Consider the following 23281-nt stretch of genomic DNA (forward strand, 5'->3'; position numbering starts at 1 on the left):
AAGAGACAGCGCCTACGGTGCGGTTTTACAGGGAATGCTAGGGGAATATCAGATCCGTATTCCCGATGAAAAAACAGGTAAAGAGACCTGGAAAAAAGTCTACGGGCTCAAGGCCTTTTCTCCCATCGCTGACGGCTTTTACTACGAGGATTTTGATGACTTCGGGACCAGCCGAAGCTATGGCTACAGCCGCCGGCATCTGGGGCACGATCTTATGACCTCCGTAGGAAGTCCTGTAATCGCCGTAGAAAGCGGCACTGTAGAAGCCCTCGGGTGGAATCAGTATGGTGGCTGGCGCATCGGGATCCGCAGCTTCGATAATCAGCGCTATTATTACTACGCCCACCTGCGGAAAGACGCGCCCTTTGCATCAAATCTGCACGTCGGAGCCACCGTCACCGCTGGAGACGTCATCGGATACACCGGGCAGACCGGCTACAGCCTGCGGGAGAACACCAACAACATCGACACACCTCACCTCCACCTGGGGATGCAGCTGATCTTTGATGAAGACGCCAAAGACAACCCCACACAAATCTGGATCGATCTTTACAGCATCACCAAACTTCTCTCCTCCCACCGCTCCACCGTAGTACGCCAGAACGATGGCCAGTATCAGAGAAAATACCCGTTCTCCGAGGGTAATTACTACCTCAATGAACTGCAGGCCAACACTGCCATCACCCACGAAAACCAGATCGAACTGCCGATCCTCATGTATCATTCCATGCTAAAAGATCCGGTCAAGCAGAGTCAGTACATCGTCTCTCCCGACCTCTTTGAAAAGGATCTCCAGTACATCCGAAAGAAAGGCTACACGCCGGTCTTCATGAAAGAAGTCATCGACTATGTCAACGGCACCGGCTTCCTGCCAAAAAAGCCCATAGTCCTTTCCTTTGACGATGGCTACTATAACAACTATTACTACGCATTCCCACTATTGAAAAAATACAATATGAAAGCAGTCATCTCCATCGTGGGAAAGCTGTCTGATGATTTCAGCCAGACTCCGGACGAAAATCCCAGCTACGCTCATCTGACCTGGGACGACATCCTGGAAATGCACCTGTCCGGATGCTGGGAGATCCAGAACCACTCCTATAACTGTCATTCCTTTGATCATCGAAACGGTGTATCTCAAACTACTTCTGAATCAAAAGAATCCTATGCCAAGTTCCTCTCCTCTGACGTCTGGCACCTGCAAAACAAGATCGCCTACGTCACCGGCGTCGCCCCCAACACTTTCACCTACCCTTTCGGAGCCTTCAGCGAAAACACCGACGAAGTCCTGCGTGAGATCGGCTTTCAGGCAACTCTAAGCTGCACCGAAGGCATCAGCGTCATCAAACGCGGCGACCCCGACTGTCTCTACCGCCTCAAACGCCACCTCCGTCCACCCGATAAAAGTCCGGAAGAGTTTTTCAAGTTTTTGAAATAGAGGATGGCAGGCCGATTCCGGTCGCCAGTGCTCGTCCGCAGGCCTGCCGAAACGTTTGATCATCCTCGATTACCCTGCTGTCACAAAAAATACCCTGATTCCAGCTCCCACATACTCTCCAGGATAATTCGCTTCAAGCAGATTTCAAAAAAATACCCTGAATCGTCATTTGGCAAGGGATTTCAGATAGTTTCTCTCAATACATCTGCAATTCCTATATGCAAACTATCCTGTATGATCCCTCGCCTTCCATCCAGGATAGTGCCCGTAGCTCCGATCACAGCAAACTAACATATCCCCAACTTTTTTCTCCATTCAGGGTATTTCCGCCGAACCAACTTCCTCCAAACTATCCGATAGTGCAGCAATACCACAGTTTCAGGATAATTCTTCGGTGCAGCTCAGCCACCACTGCATACTCCGCCATGCCGAAGCCAAATCAAAGATTTGGGCAGGTCATAAAAAACACCCCATTTCCCGGGCAATCGCCCGAAAAACAGGGAGTTTGAGGTTTTATCATAGAGCTGCAAATGCAGTATTCTATCTCAGTGATCTAATAACTAAACGTTTTTCTACTTTTTTCCAATAAAATCCAGGATATGATCCGCATACGTTTCCGCCATGACCATACTGTCCCAGAAGCCGTTATGACTGGCTCCGTCTACATCCACATACTTCACGTTGCATCCGGTAAGACCGGCTTTGACCTGATCCTGGTCGGCTTTCGGGAAAATATCGTCTTCCGTTCCCCACAGCACCAGAACATCCCCATGGATATCTCCGATAAAAGCAGTGCTGTTGAACTGTAAAAGCCCATCCATCAGATTTTTCCAGGAGACCATCGGCATCTGCCTTACGTGTTCCAGTGCCGCAGCCCGGAACGATTTAGATTCATTCCCCATAGCTGTCCACTCCTGTAGAAACGAATCCGGAAGTCCATCCGGATAATGATCCAGCCCCTTAAATCCGTCCCCATCTCCATTGCGGACACTCAGAATCACCGGATTATTCCTGCAATCTACCGCCGTATCGATGAGCACGTAGTCCGCACACCGCTGCGGGATCTTTACAGCTAGTATCTGTGTGATCAGTGACCCGTAGGAGTGTCCTACAACATGGATTTCCTGCAGATCCAGTTTCTCGATAAAATCAATTATATCGTCTGCAAGCAGTTCGCCCGTATAACCGAAAGGACCCATGTCGGGCTTATCGGTCATACCATTGCCACGATATTCCACGATATAGCAGTGGCAGCCAGCTTTTTCCAGAACAGGCGCGATCTGCGCCCATGCCACGCAACCATCGGTCACGCCATGGATCAGCAGCACCGTCTTACCGTCCTTTGGACCACATTCATAATACGCCATCCTCACGCCGGTATCCAGGTCCAGGTATTTCTGCTCCCAGTCCACTTCCGCATAATCATAATATGTCTTACTCATAAAATTTCCCTATTACTAATTCCTAAAAATTATATACAGTCTGTGAAGTTTTCATACTTCCCAGATACAAATCCTCACGTCCGACCATCTTTGGCGTCACTCCCAGAACTGACTTCAGTTCCCTGTTCATGTGACTCAAATCAGCGTATCCGCATTCCAGAGAAATCATGGTTTTCGAAAATTCCTTGCTGCAAAGCAGCATCAGCAGAGCTTTGTGTGCCCGCACCAGGCGGCACATCTTTTTGGGACTGAATCCGGTGTACTCTTTAAAGACCCGCTCTACATATCGCGGACTGTATACCAGTTCCTGTGAGATCCTCTCGATCCCGACATTTCCGCCACTGTTGCAGATCATATCCACCGTGTGCTGCACCAGCATCTCCTTGTATTCATCCGAACGGGCGAATTCAGAGAGATACTCCCTGGCCAAAGCGACCCGCTCATAAAAATTTGCAGACTGCCGCATCGCATCGATGAACTTCCACTCTCTTACATGAAGAGCAAGATCATGCTGTTCATCCATGAAAGAACTGATGTCTCCCATAAGCTCCGGAGGAAACTTTCCAGGAAGAAAACGCATACCGAAAATGTAATCGCTCTCCTGAAAATCCATCGCATATAATGTACTGATCGTGCCGCAAACCGAGATTCCCTGACAAAAGTCATTGCCGAATGCTAGAACCACATCAACGCAGCCATCCGGAATTACCGGAATGCTGACCCGCGACTTTTTCGGGAACGCTTCATAGCACATGGATACGATCCTGTGTGCCGGATCACGCTGCGTAAGATATACTTCTCTGTAATGTAATTCATCAGAATAATAGCCCGGCTGGCAGCATAAGGATTTGGAATAATCCTGTATTCTGTTGTTGCTGAATTGTTGATACATAATACCGCTCCATTGTTTCATATACTGCAGGCCGTGACTATATTATACCATAGATCCCCCCTTATTTCAGCAGGAAGGAAACGACGTACAGCAGAATGATCAGTACGGTCAGAATGCTGACTGCGATCTTCCAGATCCTGTACTCCTTATCCATCTTGGATTTTTCTTTAGCAGATGGAACATCTTCTTCCAGCATAGCAGCTTCTTTTGCCTGCAGTTCTTTGATTTCTTCCTGGGAAATACTTCCCTTTCTTGCGAAGAGGTAGAATACCACCAAGCTGCATGCTGTGATGATAAAACTGATTCCTACATGTACCCAGCCGCAGCTCCACATCATCAGAGCATATATGATAATGCTGCTGACAGTCGAGAATACCGGCCATGGAGCTTTATACGGACGCTTCAGTTCAGGTTCTTTTCTGCGCAGTTCCCAGAAGGAAATGAATCCGATGATATAGCACCAGAACAGGGAGCAGATATTGATCTGAGCAACGAATGCGATGGAGTTGGTCAGGATCAGCAGGAAAGAAATGATACCTACTGTTAAAATCGCAATATACGGTGTACGGAATTTCGGATGGAGTTTTCCGAATACTCTTGGCAGGCAGCCATCCTGCCCCATCTGGTAGATGTAGCGGGACGGAGCTTCGATACCAGGGTTCATCGTGGAAAAATCTCCGCCGAATGCAACGCCAATGCAAAGCAATACGATCGGGAATCCCATATATCCAGCCATCTGCAATCCTTCTGCATACGGTGCAGCAGCTTCTGCCAGAGCACTGTGGGAAGCAGCCGGTACCAGACCAGCCAGGAACCACTGGAACAGCGCATTTACGATGAAGATAACGAATGGCGCCAGGAACAGTGCACGCGGGATGTTGATCTGCGGATATTTTATTTCGCCGCCCATACCAACACATGTTTCAAATCCGGCATAACACCACCAGATCCATGTCAGGATCTCGACCCATGCCTTGAATCCCGGGAATGTTGTCAGTGTTTCCGGCAGATAATTTGAAAAATCGATATTGTGGATCATAACCAGCATCCATACAGCAGATACCGACCAGAAGAAGAACACGAAAGCGTTCTGCCATCTTCCGGATAATTTAACGCCACGATAATTTATAAATACGAACAGGAACATCAGCACAGCTGCGATGATCCGGTTGTCGATGGCAACTTCCATTCCCATTCCCTTAAAGATCCAGGAGAAGTAGTTGGAGAACGCCAGCGACTCTGTGGAACAGCATGCGATCAGTGCCATCAGATAATGCCATGCAGAAATATTTGCCACCGGCAGACTGATAGCTCTCTTAGCGTAGTTGTAAGTACCGCCTGCATACGGCAGAGCAGCGCCCATTTCCGCATACATCAGTGCAGGTAAAATACAGATCAACAGTCCGATAAATGTAAGAAGGATGATTCCTGCGCCCATGATACCGACACAGTTCGCACCGGTGGTGAACAGGCCCACACCGATTACCGTACCAGTAGTAATGGTGATCCCTTCCCGCATACCCAACTGTCTATTTAATGTTACATTGTTGGATTCCATAATAATGCCTCCTCAAGTGATAAAAATAACAGTGAATAAATCTATAAAGGTACCCTCTCTTTCCGTAAATTATACTTTTTTCCTATTTCTTCTGCTAGAACAAAAACGAACAAGCATAAGGTATTGGATCCGCATAATATCTGATTGCAAAGTTTCTCACTGGCACAAAAAAGAAGTGTATGTCTCCTGCGAAAGTACACTTCTTGTTTTTACCGTTATTTAATTCCTGTTTGTACCACCCCAGTTTCCTGCAAAGCTTTCACCACGCATCCACTATCTTCCTGCACATCCCTCGTCACACGCTCGCTGTCTTCGTGCGAAGTCTACAGTTCCAGCTCATACAGCGTCATGGCGATGGCTGCAAGTCCTGCCGTCTCCGTTCGCAAAGTAGTCTTCCCCAAAGAAACCGACTTGCCACCCGCCTCTACGATCTGCTGGGCTTCTTTTTCAGAAAAGCCGCCCTCCGGGCCGATGATGATGGCGATGTTTTCCGGCCTGGCCAGTTTCCCGGCATTGCCAGCCGCTGTACCGGCCTCTTCATACGATCCACCTGCCAGCGGCCGCAGCACCTCCTTGATGGTAGTCCCGTCTTCGTTTTCATAAGGGAACAGCACCAGGTCGAATCCTGCAAACCGCCGGATCACCTCCGGCATCTTAATAGCGTCTTCTATCTGCGGGATGATCCCACGCTTGCACTGCTTTACCGCCTCATTTGAAACCTTCTGCCACCTTTGGATCTTCTTGCCGAAGTTCCCTTTATCCGTCACTACCGTCCGGTCCATAAACACCGGTACGATCCCGCAGGCACCCAGCTCCACGGCTTTCTGCACGATCAGCTCCATCTTGCCCTGCTTGGGGATTCCCTGAAACAAAGTGATCTTTGTCTCAGGCTCTGCCGAAAATTTCTGCTTGTCCAGGATCTTCACCTGACAATATTCCGGCTCAAGAGTTTCGATCCGGCCATGGTACTCCCACATGTCACCATCGGACACATCGATCTTATCGCCCGCTTTCAGCCGGAGCACTTTGTTCATATGATGAAGATCTTCCCTGTTTTCTATGGTAATGTATTCCGCTCCCACATCTTCTGGAGCAACAAAAAATCTGCTCATATATTTTCCTCTTCTATAATTTCAACATTCGTGCTATTCTTCCACCGGCTTCTGATACGTCTTCATAAGTTCTGCCTAATTCACAAACTATTTTAATTCCAATTTCTCAAAGCAGTAGCGTGGTTTCCCTCTGCTCTTCTTCCCGTACTCAATAGCTTTCGTAGGACAATAGCAAATACAAGCCATGCAGTGTGTACATTTCTTACCCCACACGGGCTTTCCATTCTGTAACTGAACGTTGTTCAATGGACATTTTAAAGCACATTGTTCGCAACCAATACAGATCTCACTCGCATAAAACGAGTCAGCCTTGACTATTAGCTGATAAAAAATAGGATTCACAAGTTCACTCATAATGTGGTCATACATATTATTGCGAGGTGCAGAGAACTCTTGTCCCACCTTAATTCTTGCGATAGCGGCTTCAATATCAGGGTTTGCTTTCTCCACAATTTTCACAGCTTCCTCTGCCTCCGGTACGCCAAACATGGCAATGTAGTTCTCCGGCATAACGACTTGTGCCGTTCCCATATATCTCAGCTTCATCTGCTCTGCAAGATGCCTATTATATTTTGCGGCATTTCCAATCTCGCTGCCACAATCCATCACAAACCAAATGCACTCGGCAGATGCCAGTTCTGTTTTTGTAAGCCATTCTGATACGACCCGTGGAATGCGCCACGCATATGTTGGAACCACAATGATCACATCTTTACCCGTCTGTATCAACGAATTATCCTGCGCTTTAATTTTGGCATTAAGATCTACTACCGTATCCTTCAACGCTTCAGCAAATCGCCTTGCTATATATCGGCTGTTTCCTGTGCCTGAAAAGCAGAAAATCATATGCAGCTACACCTCCGTTCTTCTTATCCCGTATAAGCATCCTCCGTAGTGTTCCTGAACTTCTGTTTTCCAGCTAATGCTTTTCTTCCTCGTTCTCCGGGATATTGATTCTTTCCACCGGGAATATCTTTGTTTCCAGGCTGCTATCCTGCATTCGTGTTGCATGTGATCACTCCTGTGCTTTATCCAGGGCTTCCAGTCTTTCAAGCCATCGTGCAATAGAGCCCTCCTCCAAAAATCCAAGCAGTGCACCATCGCAAAATTTCTCTGCACGAACAGCACCTAAAATCATGGCAAGTATGCATTTCGCATCCAGATTTTCAATTACTGCTGTTGTCATTGAATTCATTCCCCATTCAATACCATTTGCTTTAAGGATATCCGTATAGTGATTTAAACCCATCTCTTCATGTTCATCCATGAAACCGTAAACATCACTGATAAAATGCTCAACAGTACTGGAGTAATTTACATAAGGCATCCGTATGGGATGCTCTGGTGTTCCATCATTTTCCTTGTCGATAAACCATGTGCCAAATTCATCATCTGTGAGCTCGGTTAGGTACTTGGTTAAGCTTTCGTACATAGGTCACCTCTTTTACATCAATTCTGCTTTCAGCTGCTTCTTTAGCAGTTTCTTTCTTTTCTCAATAAATTCCAGAAACATATCGTAGGTATAATCCATATCCGGCAGATAATGAATCTTGCGATACTGAATCTTATCAGTGTCTGTGACTTGCTGTTTGTGAAACCACACATCGAAATCTGTATCGAGTTTCTCCTCGTTTAGCTGTGCTGCAAGGAGCTGCAGATTACCGATATCATTTACGGAGTTGATATATGTATCCAGCCTGTCCTCTGAAATACCCATTTTTCGAAGATATGATTTTTTGAATTTACTCCTTGGATACATATGATCTTCATGAAATTTATTGCTGAAATCCAATGATGGATAGAGCAACATAAGCACCGATAAAGTTTCGCTCTTTCCATATCTTAGTTTAAGCAGGTATTCATCAATATCATCTTCGGTAAATTGAATTGATTTATTAGTTCCCTTAAACTTATCAATAATTTCAGTGATTGGAAATTCATTGTTTCCATTCTCTCGGATAATGTCACGGATAGGTCTAATTACATTATCTGGTTGCCCGCTGAATACTTTCTTAAGCAGTGTCATTATCAGCCATTTCTTTATCTTTGACCTGTTTTCCTTAGTTGCCCCTGACTCCACAAAGTTATCGGGCATACCAATCGTCAGCAAATAATAGGCAATTGGAATAAGAGCATTATTTGAACTAAGCGTTTCTCCTGTATATCCAAACGAAGATATTAAATGTACAGACAGTTTTATCGCACGTTTAATATTCTCCCAATTCATCTCAATTTTCATCATGTTGGACTTATTGAAATTATCAACTTTAAATGCGATATTGGGGAAGTCGGTCAATACCAGTGCGGTTTTTAACACAAAATCTTTATTGATACGGAATCCCCCGCCAATAGAGTTAATATCATCGACAAAATCCGTGATTTCCTCTCTTGCATCATGGTTTTCCCATTGAGCAGAAGCAATGGAAAGCAGCAAGTCTGAATAAGTCAGCACTGTGCCACCACTGTTAACACGAATAAAAATATTCAAAACCTTATCCAACTCTGATGCTTTCTCTTTATAATAGCTGAGAGTCTTATCTGTATGGACAACATTATAGAGTTTTTGTAACGTATTATTGGCATGCATAGTCTGCTCTTTTGTATATGTTCCTGCAAAAGCAATATTATCCAGTACATATTGAGAGGTTTCACCTGGCTGAGTCATGAAGAGGATATCTCCAACCTTGTACCAGAATCCTTCCGTCATTTCGCCAAATTCTTTATCCGTTAAAAACCTAAAATCATATTTATTAGTTTCATCCTGTGCATCATCAATCAAGTTTAAGTAAAGATATCTGACAGGATATGCGTTTTCACTTTTCTTTTGCTTATATTTTAAGCGATATGCATAGGATCCCTTAAGGCCAATATATATAGATGTCAGACGCTGCTGCCCATCAAGAACAGCTGTTACACCATCAGAGCCTTTGAGATCAACCTTCTTATTGTGGGTATTATTCTTCTCATGATAGTTTCTCAAGAACTCATAAAAGTCATAATCCTGCAGTCTTGCTTTTTCAATTTCCCAGAACAGGAATGCTCCAATAGGATAATCCTGCATAAGGCTATCAAATAGTGTCTCTACCTGTTCAGTATCCCATACATACTCTCTCTGGATGGAAGGAAGCACATATTTATTATTTGAGATGTCCTGCATCACTTCTGCAATTGTCAAAGGTGTTTCATAAGCCATAAATTCCTACCTTTCATCAATGTTCTTCTCGTTTTACATAGATAAGTTGAATGTCATAGCCGAGAGCTTCAAGCATTTCTACAAATGGTTTATTCAAAAGCTCCTCTTTGTTTGTTTATTAGCCTACTTACATACGGAGCAGAAGTCCCAATCTTCTCCACAAGCTATACCTGAGTTGCCCCTTCTTCGAGGCACTTCACTTTAACATCTATCTCCAAGTTATTTTTCAGCATAATCTCAACTCCACTTTTATACAATTCTATTTCACTAATAAGATAACTGATTATAGCATAAACATATATTGATTTCTACTCTGAAACTAATCCTTACTCATAGCAGTCGCTGCCTTTAAAAATGTGCAGAACCAAGTGGAGCCTAAAAGAACTTCGAGCAACTGACCGGGAAATGACAACACCGCACTTGCAAGTCATGGTGATTTTGATAAATTTTAACTAAAATCGTCTATTAAGATAATTACCTTCTATTTGCGATTTCTTAGCCATGATCCAATTTCTACAGCTCATTCACAGCCAATTTTCTGTTTTTGCATCAAAAAATCACGATTTCTGCACAGCAGAATACACCTGTTTCTGTGCATCGATGACACAGCCTCGGATGGAGAGATATGCCTCTTCCGACTGCCGATCAACTGGCAGATTATCTTTTTTAATAATTTCGTCCATAACAACGTCCTTTCAATTCGCTCCACAATGTGGAGCGTTAGTTTTACAAACGTGCTACCCTAATATCTTTTCAAGCCCTCTAACCATTTTTTCTACATCACCTGCTGTGTTGTACTTCCCCAGTGAACACCGAATGCATTTTTCTGGCACGATTTTCTACGAAATCGAATTACAAAGAACTGATATACAGAAAATTTTCACAAGTACATGGAACTAAATGTAAATACATGGCAATTCAAGTGGCGGTTAGCCTTATTGTATTCCATATATAGATATTGTCTCCTTTTTTATCCAGAGAATCAGTTTCCATTTTCCCTCTATCCGTGAATTTCTTAGCCATGATCCAATTGCTACGGCTCATTCACAGCCAATTTTCTGTTTTTGCATCAAAAAATCACGATTCCTGCACATTGGAAAAATACCCTGCTCTGATAACTGCCTTTGCCGTCATCCACGTGAACCCTTCATGATCATACCTCCGGTACCGCCGCGATGGCACACCATTCACCGTCCTCTGCAATCTCTACGATACGAAAGCCTGCCTCGCGGATCGCCGCCGATACCATTTCCTCTTTTTCTACCAGAATACCGGAAGAAATGAATATGCCGTCCTCCGTCAGGTGCTTTCTGGCGTCCTCCGAAAGAAGCATCACAAGATCCGCCATGAGATTTGCCACGATCACATCCGCCTTGAAATCCACGCCTTTAGTCAGGTCGCCCTGCATGACTTTGACAGCATCCTCCACATGGTTTTCTTCCACATTTTCATGAGCGACACGCACCGCATCCTCATCGATTTCAATGCCCAGGATCTCACGGCTTCCCAGCAGAGCTCCACAGATAGAAAGGATCCCCGAACCGCAGCCCACGTCCAGGATCTTCTTCTCTTCCGGATGTTCCCCAAGATACTTTTCCATCAGCTTCATGCAAAGCGACGTCGTCTCATGTGTCCCCGTCCCAAAAGCCATCCCCGGATCAATCTCAATGACCAGCTCATCTTCCTTCGGCGTATATTCTTCCCAGGTCGGCTTTACCACGATGCGATCCGTTACTTTAGTCGGCTTGAAGAACTCTTTCCACTTATCTTTCCAGTCACCATCGTCCACGATGTTCTCTGTAACAGTCAGACTGCCGAGATCTGCCTGCTGTCCGAATTCGCCTGCCTGCTGACGTCTTTGCAGCGCCAAAATACCGTCCTTGACCATGACAGCCATCTGTTGTGCCTTCGGATCTGCCTCGTCGAAGTACAGAGAAATCACCGGCTCCCTATCAAGATTTTCCTTTAGATCATCCTCTATATAATCCCAGCCATACTCATGTTTTTTCTGCAAAATATCGTCCATGTCATGAGGGTCATCGATGGACATCTCCGTGATCCCCATACCAAGGAGCAGTGCTGTGATCTGTTCCACGCCCTGCTCGGATGCCTGTATTTTTAATTCAAGATAACGCATAATATCCTCCTGTATTTCCTATTGATGGCTTTCTCGGTTCTTCTGCAAAATGCGCTGCAAAAGTCTTACCGTACAGCCGGATGCTTCCATTTTCCACCATGATATCTAATAATAAAACATACCGATCTTACCACCCAGTCGATGATCATGGCGACCCAGACGCCGAATACACCCATGCCCAGTACCGATCCCAGCAGATACCCTGACAGGATACGGAAGACCCACATGGATCCCACGCCGATGATCATAGTGTACATCACATCGCTTGCGGCACGCAACACGTTAGGCAGTGAAAATGAAATCGGCCATATCACGATAGCGCAGATATTATGGAACAGGATGATTTTCCCGGCCAGATCCCCCGTCGCTTCCGAAAGTCCATAAAGATCTATGATTACCGGAATCAGCAAAATGATCAGGATATCCACGATCCCCATCAGCAAATAGACCCATTTTATCAGCTTCCTGCCGTAATAGCGAACCTGCTCATAGTCGCCGCTGCCCACGCACTGGCTGATAACGGAAACGATGCCATATCCTACAGCCATGCCAGGCAGAACTGCGATCATCGCAACAGTATTTGCCACCGCATTGGCTGCGATCGCCGTTGTTCCAAATCCAGATATCATGCTGAGAAGCAGCAGTTTCCCCAGCTGGAACATGCTGTTTTCGATCCCGTTTGGGATACCGATCCGTAAGATATTTTTGATCAGCTTCCAGTTTGGACGCCAGACAAAAGGCCTGCTGAGATGAACTGCCAGATCCGGATTTCGCAGTGCTTTGATAACAATCAGCGCTGCAACGAACCGTGCCGCCAGCGTCGGTATCGCAACACCCTCCACACCACAATGAAATCCATACAGCAAAACAGCATTGCCGCTGATATTGATAACGTTCATCAGAAGCGAGATCTTCATGGCAATCTTGGAATTTCCAATACTCCGAAACAAAGCTGCGCCGGCATTGTAGACTGCGATCAAAGGCACCGTTGCCACTACGATCTTATAATATGTATTGCAGTATGCCATGACCTGCGGTTCTACATCGCCAAAGACAAGCGGCAGAAGCCCCTTGCGAAAGATATACATGACTGCAACGATGATCAGAGAAAGCGCCGTAACGAACAGAAGCAGTTGATCTCCTGCTTTTCTGGCCTCCGCTTCTTTTTTCTGTCCCAGGAACTGACCGACTACCACTGCGCCACCTGTGGCCAGTGCCGTCATGATGGTGATCAAAAGCATCATAATGGAATCTACCAGTGAAACAGCAGATACCGCTTCTTCTCCAACGCTTGCCACCATAAAGGAATCGGCGATCCCGACAGCAAATACCAGCAGCTGCTCCACAAAAAGGGGCCACAAGAGACGAATCAGATACTTGTTGGTGAACATCCGCGTGCCAACCTCTGCGCCAGGTCCGTTTGAAAGATTTTCTATTGAGTTTTCCTTATTTTTTCCTAACAATCTCATATCAGTTTTATACTATTCTTGTTTTTCCTCGTCGTCAAGACTTCTTTCAAAATTCTATTTTTCTGTCAATAAAAAGAGTGTATATCCTTTCTGGATACACACCCTTATGCTTTTGTGATTCTTGCTCGATCTATCTAGGAAAAGAACTCTTTCAGTGAATCCAGGAAGCTGCTCTTCTTCTGATAACATTCTCCCGTCACCTTTTCCGCCATCGCAGAAATCGCTTTTTTCTGCTTGGAATTCAGCTTCGTCGGAACTTCCAGATTTACCTTTACATAAAGATCTCCCTTGCGGTTTCCGCGCACGCTCTTGATCCCTTTACCCTTCAGGCGGAATATCGTATCCGGCTGCGTTCCGGAAGGCACTTTATAGGAAACCTTGCCTTCCAGTGTCGGTACGATGATATCATCACCCAACGCTGCCTGATCGAATGTGATCGGGATCTCCAACCACAGATCCTGTCCGCGGCGCTCAAATATCTTGTGCGGTTCCACATTGATCACGATATAAAGATCTCCATCCGGACCGCCGTTGACGCCAGGTTCGCCCTGACCCTTGATCGGGATCACGGAATCATTATCCACACCGGCCGGGATATTGACAGAAATCGTTACATTGTCTCTCGTCTTGCCGCTGCCGCCGCAGTCCGGACACGGTGTTTCATTGATCTCTCCTGTTCCGTTACAATCCGGACACGGAGATACGCTCTGGAATGTCCCCAGCGGAGTTCTCTGTGCCGTTCTGATCTCTCCTGTTCCGCCGCATTTCGGACATGACTTTTTAGAAGTTCCCGGTGCCGCACCGCTGCCGCCGCAGGTTTTACACTTCACATACTTATTGAGGCGAATCTCTTTTTTCGTACCAAAAGCCGCCTCCTCGAACGTGATCGTAACAGCCTTCTGCAGATCACTGCCCTTTCTTGGGCCATTGTTGCGTCTGCCTCTGCTGCCACCTCCAAAGCCCCCAAATGCTCCGCCGAACATGTCGAAGATATCTTCAAATCCGCCGAAACCGCCAAAGCCTCCGGCTCCGCCTCCAAATCCGCTATTCGGATCTACTCCGGCATGACCGAACCTGTCGTACTTTTCTTTTTTCTCCGGATCAGAAAGAACCGCGTAAGCTTCATTGATTTCCTTAAATTTTTCCTCGGCCACCTTATCTCCCGGATTTTTGTCCGGATGATATTTCATTGCCATTTTACGGAAAGCCTTTTTGATATCATTATCGCTGGCTCCCTTTTGCAGCCCCAGGACTTCGTAGTAATCTCTCTTATCTGCCATCTAATCTATCCTTCTATTATTTCTCACTACACACGATAATCCGGTGCACGAAAGATACAAAACTGCACCCTCGTACACCGGATCGACCGGTTTACTACACCTTAAGCACTTTCACAAGTTTATTTGTCGTCGTCCACTACTTCATAGTCAGCATCCACTACATTGTCATCCTTCGGCTGTGCTCCTGCATCTGCTGCACCTGCGCCGGCAGCGCCTGCTGCTCCCATGTTCGGATCTGCACCGGCTGCGCCTGCGGCCTGAGCCTGCTGATACATCTTAGCCGAAATCGTGTGGAACTTTTCTGTCAGAGCTTCTGTCTTAGCCTTGATGTCATCGATATTGTTTGCTTCCAGAGCCTTGGACAGATCATCCTTAGCCGCATTGATATCGTTCTTCTCTTCTTCAGACAGAGAGGATTCCAGGTCTTTCATGTTCTTCTCTGTTTCATAAATCAGAGTTTCAGCCTGGTTTCTGACTTCGATTTCTTCTTTTCTCTTCTTGTCTTCTTCAGCATACTGTTCTGCTTCCTTGACCTTAGCATTGATCTCGTCTTCAGACAGCTTTGTGGAAGAAGTGATTGTGATGCTCTGTTCCTTGCCTGTTCCCATATCCTTCGCATGTACGTTTACAATACCGTTGGCATCGATATCGAATGTAACTTCGATCTGCGGGATACCACGTGGAGCTGGCGGGATACCGGACAGCTGGAACCGTCCCAGAGTTGTATTGTCAGCAGCCATTTCTCTTTCACCCTGCATTACATGGATGTCTACAGCAGTCTGGTTGTCTGCAGCAGTGGAGAAGATCTGGCTCTTCTTTGTCGGGATCGTTGTATTTCTTTCGATCAGCTTCGTTGCAACTCCGCCTAACGTCTCGATGGACAGGGACAGCGGGGTTACGTCCAGAAGCAGTACATCGTTTACTTCACCAGTCAGTACGCCGGCCTGGATAGCTGCACCGATAGCTACGCATTCATCCGGGTTGATGCCCTTGAACGGTTCTTTGCCGGTGATCTTCTTGACAGCTTCCTGTACAGCCGGGATTCTTGTGGATCCACCGACCAGGATTACCTTGGACAGATCGCTGTTGCTTACGCCTGCGTCTGCCATAGCCTTCTTCATCGGTTCGATGGTAGCGTTTACCAGATCAGCTGTCAGCTGGTCGAATTTAGCTCTTGTAATATCCATGTTCAGGTGCAGAGGACCGTTTTCATTTACCGTGATGAACGGCAGGTTTACATTGGTCGTCTGTGCGCTGGACAGTTCCTTCTTAGCTTTTTCTGCAGCTTCCTTCAGTCTCTGGTGAGCCATATTGTCTTTTCTCAGATCTACGCCGTTTTCCTTAGCAAAGCTGTCCGCCATGAAGTTGAGCAGTGCTTCGTCGAAGTCATCGCCGCCCAGCTTGTTGTTGCCGTTGGTAGCCAGTACTTCGAATACGCCGTCGCCCAGTTCCAGAATAGATACATCGAATGTACCGCCGCCCAGGTCGTATACCAGGATCTTGTGCTGTTCTTCATCTTTATCAAGACCGTATGCCAGGGAAGCTGCCGTCGGCTCATTGATGATTCTCTTAACATCAAGACCTGCGATCTTGCCTGCGTCTTTTGTTGCCTGCTTCTGGCTGTCTGTGAAGTAAGCCGGTACTGTGATAACAGCTTCCGTTACCTTTTCTCCCAGATAGCTTTCTGCATCAGCCTTTAACTTGCCCAGGATCATTGCGGAAATATCCTGCGGTGTGTATTTCTTGCCGTCGATTTCTACTGTGTGATCTGTACCCATGTATCTCTTGATGGATGCGATCGTTCTGTCAGGATTGGTGATTGCCTGTCTCTTGGCAGTTTCTCCAACCAGCCTTTCTCCGTTCTTTGCGAATCCCACAACGGATGGTGTGGTTCTGTTTCCTTCTGCGTTAGCGATAACGACCGGTTCTCCACCTTCCAGTACTGCTACGCACGAGTTTGTAGTTCCTAAGTCAATTCCTATTACTTTTCCCATTTTAGATTCCTCCTCAAATTTATATTATGAAAGCTAGCCTGCGACTTTAACCATGGACGGCCGTATCACCTTGCCGTTCAACGTATAGCCCTTCTGCATTACTCCGGAAACCTTACCGCTTTCATAGTCGTCGGTTTCCTCGCTCATCACAGCGTTGTGGAAATTCGGGTCGAATTCTTCCCCCAGCGCCGGGATTTCTGCCAGACCTGACTTCTTCAGTACATCGCCCAGCTGCTTGAAAATCATCTCCATACCTTCTTTGAAGCTGTCCCCCTGACCTTCCTGATCCAGTGCTCTCTCAAAATTGTCCAGCACGTCCAGAAGCTCTGTTACCAGTTTCTCGTTGGCATAAGAATATAAATCTTTTTTCTCCTTTTCTACCCTTTTTTTATAATTCTGAAAATCCGCCATCAGCCGCATATAACGCGTGTCGGAATCTTCTTCCGGCTCTTTTTTAGCCGCTTCTTCGGATTTATCATTCTCCTTCTGCGCTACATCCTCTTTTTCTTCCGGTTCTGCAGCAGTTTCCTGCACTTCCTCTTCTGGTGCAGCATCCTTTCTGATATCTTCTGTATCAACCATTGCCCTTGTCGTCTCCTTCCGTTTCTCCTTCCGTTTCTCCTTCCGTGATCTTAAAAGCATCACTGATATTGTCTGTCAGATATTCCACGATCGATGTTACCTCGCCGTACCGCATTCGCGTCGGCCCGATGACTCCGATCTTGCCCATCAGCTTACCGTCTACATGATACGTTGCCGTGATCAGACTGCAATCCTGCATGGCCTCTTCCTTGTTCTCGTTTCCGATGGTAATGATCACACCGTTCTCTCTGTTGATGAGAGCCCTTGTCAGATCCTCCTTCTTGTCGAGCATCTCCAGGAACATCTTCGCTCTGTCAAGATCGTTGTATTCCGGAAGAGAAAATATATTGGTAAGCCCATCCATATACAAATTGACATTCAACATATCTTCCAACGTCTTTACAAAGCCCGGTACGATATTACGTTCAAACATTGCCATGGATTCAGCATCCGCCTTGAAATTCTCGATAATATCCAGTGTCAGTGCTTCGCTCAACGTCTTGCCGCGATAATTATATGTCATCGACTTCGAAAGGATCCGCAGGGACTCTTCCGCAGCCGGTTTTTCCAAATGTACTGTCGTGTTGGAAACCTTGCCGCTCTCTGATACCAGCATCAGCACCACAGTGTATTCATCCACAGGCAGCAGATTGATATACTTGAGCGTATCCTCTTCCTTGCGAGGCGTTAATGCAAATGCCGTCAGATTGGTGATCTCTGACAGAATGTGTGCCGCCTGCTTCATTAAATTCTCCAGTTCCGTCACATTGCCGTAGAGTCTGGATGCGATCGCATCCTTTTCTTCGCTTGTGAGTTCCCGTTTCTTCATCAGCTCGTTGACGTACAGTCTGTAAGCCTTCTCCGAAGGAACTCTTCCGGAAGATGTATGCGGATGGCTCAGATAGCCCAGCTCCTCCAGATCCGACATCTCATTCCTGACCGTTGCCGGGCTGACCCCCAGATCATAATTTCTGGAAATCGTCCGTGAACCGACAGGCTCTGCCGTTCTAATGAAGTCAGCTATGATGGCCTGCAGTATTTTCAGTTTTCGTTCGCTTAAATCCATCTTAGCCCTCCTCTTTGTTAGCACTCTTTATGTCCGAGTGCTAACCTCAATCTAAATGTACCACTACGGTACCATAAAGTCAACACTATTTTTAAAATTTTTCGTCTGTACGGATAAATTTTTTCAAATAGAAAAGATACAGCCAGGTTTCCTTGACCGGACGCCCCCAGGATGCCTCTAACGCTTCCTTATATAATGCCAGCTGCTCCCCGTATCGCTGCCGGAGTTCCTCTTCTTCCGCCTCAGATCCCACATACGAATTCTTGTAGTCGATGATCACCATACCATCCTCTTCTTCAAAAAAACAGTCGATGATCCCCTGGACGATAGCCTGCGTTCCGCTGACATCCTTTTGCAGGATAAACTCCCGTTCCTTCTGCAAAGTGCGTGCCTGCGCGGCACGCCGTCCGGTCGGAGCCGCAAAAAATCCCTGGATCTGATCGATCCTGATTGCCTTTGCTTCCTGTTCTGAAAGAGCTCCCGTGCTCCGCAGCTTCTCGACCGTTTCCCGGATATAAGATCCGCCATGCTCCAGAGCCTTTGCAAAATCCAGATGCTCCATCACAAGATGCATCGCGCTTCCTCGCTGCGCTGCAGTAAGACCTTCGTGCTCCCTTGTAAACTCCGGCTTCTGCAAAAGTATCTCATCAGAAGATACCGTGCTCCCGCCAGCCAGTTCCGTCACGGAGTATTTCGACTTGACCTTTACAGCATCACTGTACGGATATTGATAGGACAGCCCGGCATTGATCTGTTCCATACGGGATTGTTCTTCTGCTGTCAGCTGATAAGCTGCGGCACGCTGTGCAGTCCGTTGAAGCTGCTGCATCAGATCTTTTGTAGAATGATGTCGGCTTGTTCCAGTTTCCTGCAGCTCATCTGCGCCCTCTTCCGATGCCAGATGCTCCACGCAGATCTCTTCCCCTGTCAGTTTCAGCGGTGCATATACCATATCCAGAAACGACCGTTTCCCCGCCTGTTCCTCGTCCAGGCTGTCCAGATCCTTGACCGTTCCCACGATTTCCAGCCGGTCGATGGCACGAGTCAGTGCCACGTATAAAATACGCACTTCCTCTTCCAGCTCTTCCGCCGCTTTTTTCCCTTCGATGACACGCTGTAAGAGCGTTTTCTTATGCCAGCCCTCTTCTCGGTTTACCAGAGGCAGACCGATGCCGCAATCCTTGTGCATCTCCATAGAGCTGCCGCTTCCTCGAAAACGTATCGTCCTGCCAGCACCCGCCAAGATCACTACCGGAAATTCCAGCCCCTTGCTCTTATGCACTGTCATGATCCGGACTACATCTTCGTTCTCGCCGATGGTCTTAGCTTCGCCCATGGACAGGTTATTCTTCTTCATGGCGTCGATATAGGAAAGGAAGCCGTACAGCCCCGTATAGTTGTTCTCTTCGAACGTGGCCGCTTTTTCCACCAGCATCCGCAGGTTGGAGATCCGCTGTTTGCCTACCGGCAGACCACTGCAGTAATCATAGTATCCCGTCTCATACAATAATACTCTCAGCAGTTCTTCCAGGCTTACCGTTCGCCGCAGCTGTTTCCAGTAAGTCAGCTGCTCCAGCATTTTTCGCACTTTTTCCTGCAAAAGTACTTCCACGGGTGTTTCCGCATAACTGCGGATCGCCTGATAGAAGCTGCCCTCCCGGAACGCAATGCGTATCTTCGCCAGTTCCTTTGCAGTAAAATCAAAGATCGGCGAATGCATCACCGAGATGAGGGGGATATCCTGCCGGATATTGTCGATCACTTTCAGCAGGTTCACAAAAATCTCGATTTCTACCGACTCAAAATACCCGCCCGGATTTTCTCCAAAGGCCGGTATCCCCTGATCGTTGAGAGCTTTCTCGATCGCCGGGATCGTGTGACGATTTCGCGATAAAATAACGATATCCCGATATTCCACCGATCGTTCCACCTGTTTCTTGACGTCAAAAACAGGCTGACCCTTGTTCTCAGAAACGATCCGTGCGATAGTCGCGATCTCTCGATCCGTGCTTTCAAGCATATCCCCGTCTTCCAGTTCGGCTTCATCCGATCTGTCTATGATCGTAACACGCGTGGGATATCCCGGATATTCCTCCGGTGCCGTGCAATGCAGTCTCGCATCCTCATCGTAATCCTCCATCACCTTTTCGAATACAGTATTGACTGTTCTTGTCACATTTTTTTTGCTTCTGAAGTTACTGTTAAGGTCGATCTTTTCACTCTGGGTTTCTTCTTCCTTCTTATATAATTCATATTTGCTGCGGAAGATCTCCGGCTCAGCCAGCCGGAACTTGTAGATGCTCTGCTTCACATCTCCTACCATAAAGAGATTGTTTTCCCTGCAGATCTTGCCGGCGATGATCTCCTGCAGCATATTGCTGTCCTGAAACTCATCTATGAATATGTACGTGAATTTTTCCCGGTATTCCTCTGCGGCCATTGGATCATCTAGGATCTTCGAAGCATAGTGCATCACATCATCGAAGTCCACCATGTTCTTTTCTTTTTTCTTTTCTCGAAAGATCTGTTCAAACTCTTCCAGCAGCTCCACCAGGTATGCCGTATCTCCGGAAAGAGACTTCAGCTCTGTTTCTGCCTCTGTCCTGCTCCTGCTGAAGTACTTCTTTTTCAGATCATCGATCTCTTTTTTCCCTTTTTTACGCAAAACAGAGACAGTCTCCTTAACTGCCTCGTAATCGTCTTTCTCATCTTTTGCAGCACGCATGGTATTGAATTTCAGATCCCCTATCAGTTCCCCTGCACGAAAGAGGAGATCAAGTTCGTCCCAGCGGGAAACACCCGGTTCCGGTTCAAGGCTCATGATCTCTTCCAGCGAATCCAGACGATCCACATCTTCCCGGGCTTTTTCCGCCAGACTCCACACACTGTTGTCTGCCAAAAGATCTGCGGCTTCCACAAAATATCTGCGCGCCTTACCCAGGCCATCATAAAAAGCCTGGATCAGGAACATCGCGATCCCGGTCATGCTCAGGACATTATCGGAACGAAGCCATTCAGCACTTTCCCTTGCCCACTTAAAATAATCCGGCACACTTCTCAGCTCATCGTATAAGCTGATCATATTGTCTTTCAGCCGATTCTCGTTCCGGTCGCCGCTGTATTTTCTAAGAAAAGCTTTGAACCGATCAAAGTCTTCTTCAAAACGTGTTTCAAAGAGAGCATCCACGCTTTCCTTTTTCAGGATCGACACCTGGATCTCATCGCCTATAACAAACCCCGGTTCCAGTTCCGTCAGGTAGAAATACCGATGCATGACTTCCAAAGCGAAATTATGGAAGGTTCCGATATTCGCCTTATACATGAGATCCAGCTGCCGCTTCAGAAACGCCCGATCTGCATCCGGCTGATCCATCTCTTTTCGGATAGCCTGTTCCAGCCGTTCACGCATTTCCTGAGATGCTGCATTGGTAAATGTCGTGATGAGAAACCGATCCACATCTACTTTATCCTGTAAAATCAGCTGTTTTATTCGCTCGATCAAAACGGCAGTCTTACCCGATCCTGCCGCTGCAGAAACCAGGATGTTCTTCCCTCTGGATTCTATGGTATGGGCTTGCGCTTCTGTCCACTGCATGGCTGTGCTCCTTTCCGTTTCTATCAGTATACATTCTTTCGTCTGGATACACAATAAATTATCCACGCCAGCAGAAATACCAGGCTCTCCGTTACCGGATACGACAACCACACACCACAGATCCCCAGAAGCCTTGCCAGTAGAAATGCAGCCGGCACGATAAGGAGAAGCCCTCTCAAAAGCGAGATCACATGAGCCGGCAGCGCCCGGTTCGTCGAGGTGAAATATATGGCCATGGAAATGTTGGTTCCTGCAAAGAAAACGGCAAGGAAATACAGTTTCAGCCCTGTTACGGCGATAGCCTGAAGTTCAGCGTTCCCTTCACTGTTGAATATCTGTGTGATCCCTTCTGAAAAGAAAAAAATGACTCCATAAAGAAGCACAGAAACCCCGGCAATAGTCCAGACAGCATAATGCAAATTCTTTCGCACAAGAGCCATATCCCCTTCGCCAAAAGCTCTGCTCATCAGCGGCTGAACGCCCTGAGCGATCCCTGTATAGATCGCAATGACTACATATGAAATATTCGCGATCACACCATAGGCTGCTACTCCGGTATTGCCGGCTTCTTTCAGCATCAGAAGATTGAATACCAAAATAACTATGCCGGTAGCCAGTTCCATGACGAAGGACGGAAATCCCAGAGCAAGAGACGACCGCAGACTCGTCAGAGTCTGCTTTGCAGAAAATTCGCTGTGTCCCAGTTCAAACTTCAATGTATGAGAAGGTTTCGTCCAGTGGATCAAAGTCAGGCAGATCCCGATTACCGGTGCAACTCCCGTTGCCAGAGCCGCTCCGAACAGCCCCAGACCAAACGGAAAAATAAAAATGTAATCCAGAAGAATGTTAGCCAGACTTCCGACAACCATGGCCGCCATTCCCAGGTTAGGATCTCCGTCATTACGAATGAAACAGATCATCACATCGTTGAGCATGAAAAACGGTGCAAAACAGCAGAGGACTTTGAGATAAGTTCCCGACAGATCCAGAAGCGACTCATCAGCTCCGAACGCTGAAGCGATCTGTGAGGAAAAGAACACTCCTGCCAGAATGAACAGCAGAGAGCATAGAAATGTAGCCGTTACCACGATAGAAAATATCCGGTTCGCTTCTTCCTCTGCATGCTGACCTTTTCGAATAGAATACCAGGTAGCACCACCCATGCCCATCATCATTCCGATGCCCCGGATCGCATTAAAGATGGGCAATGCCAGATTCAGCGCCGCCAGTCCCTGCGCACCCAGTGCCTTAGACACGAAAAACGTGTCTGCTAATATGTAACAGGATACCCCTATCATCCCCATAACATTAAAAGTGACGTATTTACTGTATTCTTTCAGTGGATGCTGATTTAAGGTCGGCTGAGTGGAAGCTCCGGCTGACTGCATTTCTGGCTGACACTGCGTTGATTCAGTTTTCTGTCTGTTCTTCTCCATTCTCATTCCTCCGATAAAACAAGCGCCGGTATCTCATATCTTCTAAGGCCTAACGATACGAAATCTGGCGCTCCTCGCGCAACTGCC

Annotated in this window: 17 protein-coding genes; 1 reads left to right on the forward strand and 16 read right to left on the reverse strand. The window is 46.9% G+C overall.

Annotation, left to right across the window (positions count from 1 at the left end; translation table 11 throughout):
• Positions 1-1438: polysaccharide deacetylase family protein (locus H8876_RS10290; RefSeq protein WP_417493249.1), on the forward strand; the 1438-nt coding region annotated here is incomplete at its 5' end.
• Positions 1439-2010: 572 nt separating this feature from the next.
• Here H8876_RS10290 and H8876_RS04300 read toward each other — a convergent pair.
• From H8876_RS04300 to H8876_RS04375, 16 genes are all read right to left on the reverse strand, one after another.
• Entirely contained in the window at positions 2011-2880 is an 870-nt protein-coding gene (locus tag H8876_RS04300; protein WP_249286675.1) for an alpha/beta fold hydrolase, read from the reverse strand.
• Between the two features lie 22 nt (positions 2881-2902).
• Positions 2903-3772, reverse strand: coding sequence for an AraC family transcriptional regulator (locus tag H8876_RS04305; RefSeq protein ID WP_249286676.1), 870 nt, complete (start codon positions 3770-3772; stop codon positions 2903-2905).
• 61 nt (positions 3773-3833) lie between these two features.
• Positions 3834-5330 (reverse strand): APC family permease, encoded by a 1497-nt coding sequence (locus tag H8876_RS04310; RefSeq protein ID WP_249286677.1) that lies wholly within the window; start codon positions 5328-5330, stop codon positions 3834-3836.
• A gap of 323 nt (positions 5331-5653) precedes the next feature.
• Positions 5654-6442, reverse strand: a complete 789-nt coding sequence (locus tag H8876_RS04315) for an RsmE family RNA methyltransferase (RefSeq protein WP_249286678.1) — start codon at positions 6440-6442, stop codon at positions 5654-5656.
• Between the two features lie 87 nt (positions 6443-6529).
• The gene (locus H8876_RS04320; protein WP_249286679.1) at positions 6530-7288 is read right to left on the reverse strand and encodes an EFR1 family ferrodoxin; all 759 of its coding nucleotides are present in this window, start codon (positions 7286-7288) and stop codon (positions 6530-6532) included.
• 169 nt (positions 7289-7457) lie between these two features.
• A complete protein-coding gene (locus tag H8876_RS04325) occupies positions 7458-7874 on the reverse strand; it encodes a DUF6508 domain-containing protein (protein WP_249286680.1) in 417 nt (138 codons plus the stop codon).
• A 12-nt stretch (positions 7875-7886) separates the two neighbouring features.
• A complete protein-coding gene (locus tag H8876_RS04330; protein WP_249286681.1) occupies positions 7887-9635 on the reverse strand; it encodes a DUF262 domain-containing protein in 1749 nt (582 codons plus the stop codon).
• 557 nt (positions 9636-10192) lie between these two features.
• Positions 10193-10318, reverse strand: a complete 126-nt coding sequence (locus H8876_RS10160) for a hypothetical protein (RefSeq protein ID WP_283241751.1) — start codon at positions 10316-10318, stop codon at positions 10193-10195.
• Positions 10319-10788: 470 nt separating this feature from the next.
• Positions 10789-11772 (reverse strand): 50S ribosomal protein L11 methyltransferase, encoded by a 984-nt coding sequence (prmA, locus tag H8876_RS04340; RefSeq protein ID WP_249286682.1) that lies wholly within the window; start codon positions 11770-11772, stop codon positions 10789-10791.
• A gap of 65 nt (positions 11773-11837) precedes the next feature.
• Entirely contained in the window at positions 11838-13241 is a 1404-nt protein-coding gene (locus H8876_RS04345) for an MATE family efflux transporter (RefSeq protein ID WP_346727835.1), read from the reverse strand.
• 134 nt (positions 13242-13375) lie between these two features.
• On the reverse strand, positions 13376-14521 hold the full coding sequence (gene dnaJ / locus H8876_RS04350; protein WP_177264357.1) for a molecular chaperone DnaJ: 1146 nt from the start codon (positions 14519-14521) through the stop codon (positions 13376-13378).
• A gap of 119 nt (positions 14522-14640) precedes the next feature.
• Positions 14641-16515, reverse strand: a complete 1875-nt coding sequence (gene dnaK / locus H8876_RS04355; RefSeq protein WP_249286683.1) for a molecular chaperone DnaK — start codon at positions 16513-16515, stop codon at positions 14641-14643.
• A gap of 33 nt (positions 16516-16548) precedes the next feature.
• Positions 16549-17097, reverse strand: coding sequence for a nucleotide exchange factor GrpE (gene grpE, locus H8876_RS04360; protein ID WP_249286684.1), 549 nt, complete (start codon positions 17095-17097; stop codon positions 16549-16551).
• Positions 17090-18163 carry a heat-inducible transcriptional repressor HrcA gene (gene hrcA, locus H8876_RS04365; protein WP_249286685.1) on the reverse strand — a complete coding sequence of 358 codons (1074 nt, stop codon included), beginning with the start codon at positions 18161-18163 and terminating at the stop codon, positions 17090-17092. Before hrcA ends, grpE begins: the two co-directional genes overlap by 8 nt.
• A 91-nt stretch (positions 18164-18254) precedes the next feature.
• Positions 18255-21758, reverse strand: a complete 3504-nt coding sequence (addA, locus tag H8876_RS04370) for a helicase-exonuclease AddAB subunit AddA (RefSeq protein WP_249286686.1) — start codon at positions 21756-21758, stop codon at positions 18255-18257.
• A 23-nt stretch (positions 21759-21781) separates the two neighbouring features.
• Complete coding sequence (locus H8876_RS04375) at positions 21782-23194, reverse strand: MATE family efflux transporter (RefSeq protein ID WP_249286687.1); 1413 nt, start codon at positions 23192-23194, stop codon at positions 21782-21784.
• Positions 23195-23281 lie beyond the last annotated feature (87 nt).

The sequence above is a fragment of the Lentihominibacter faecis genome (assembly GCF_014306095.1).
GTDB lineage: Bacteria > Bacillota > Clostridia > Peptostreptococcales > Anaerovoracaceae > Lentihominibacter > Lentihominibacter faecis.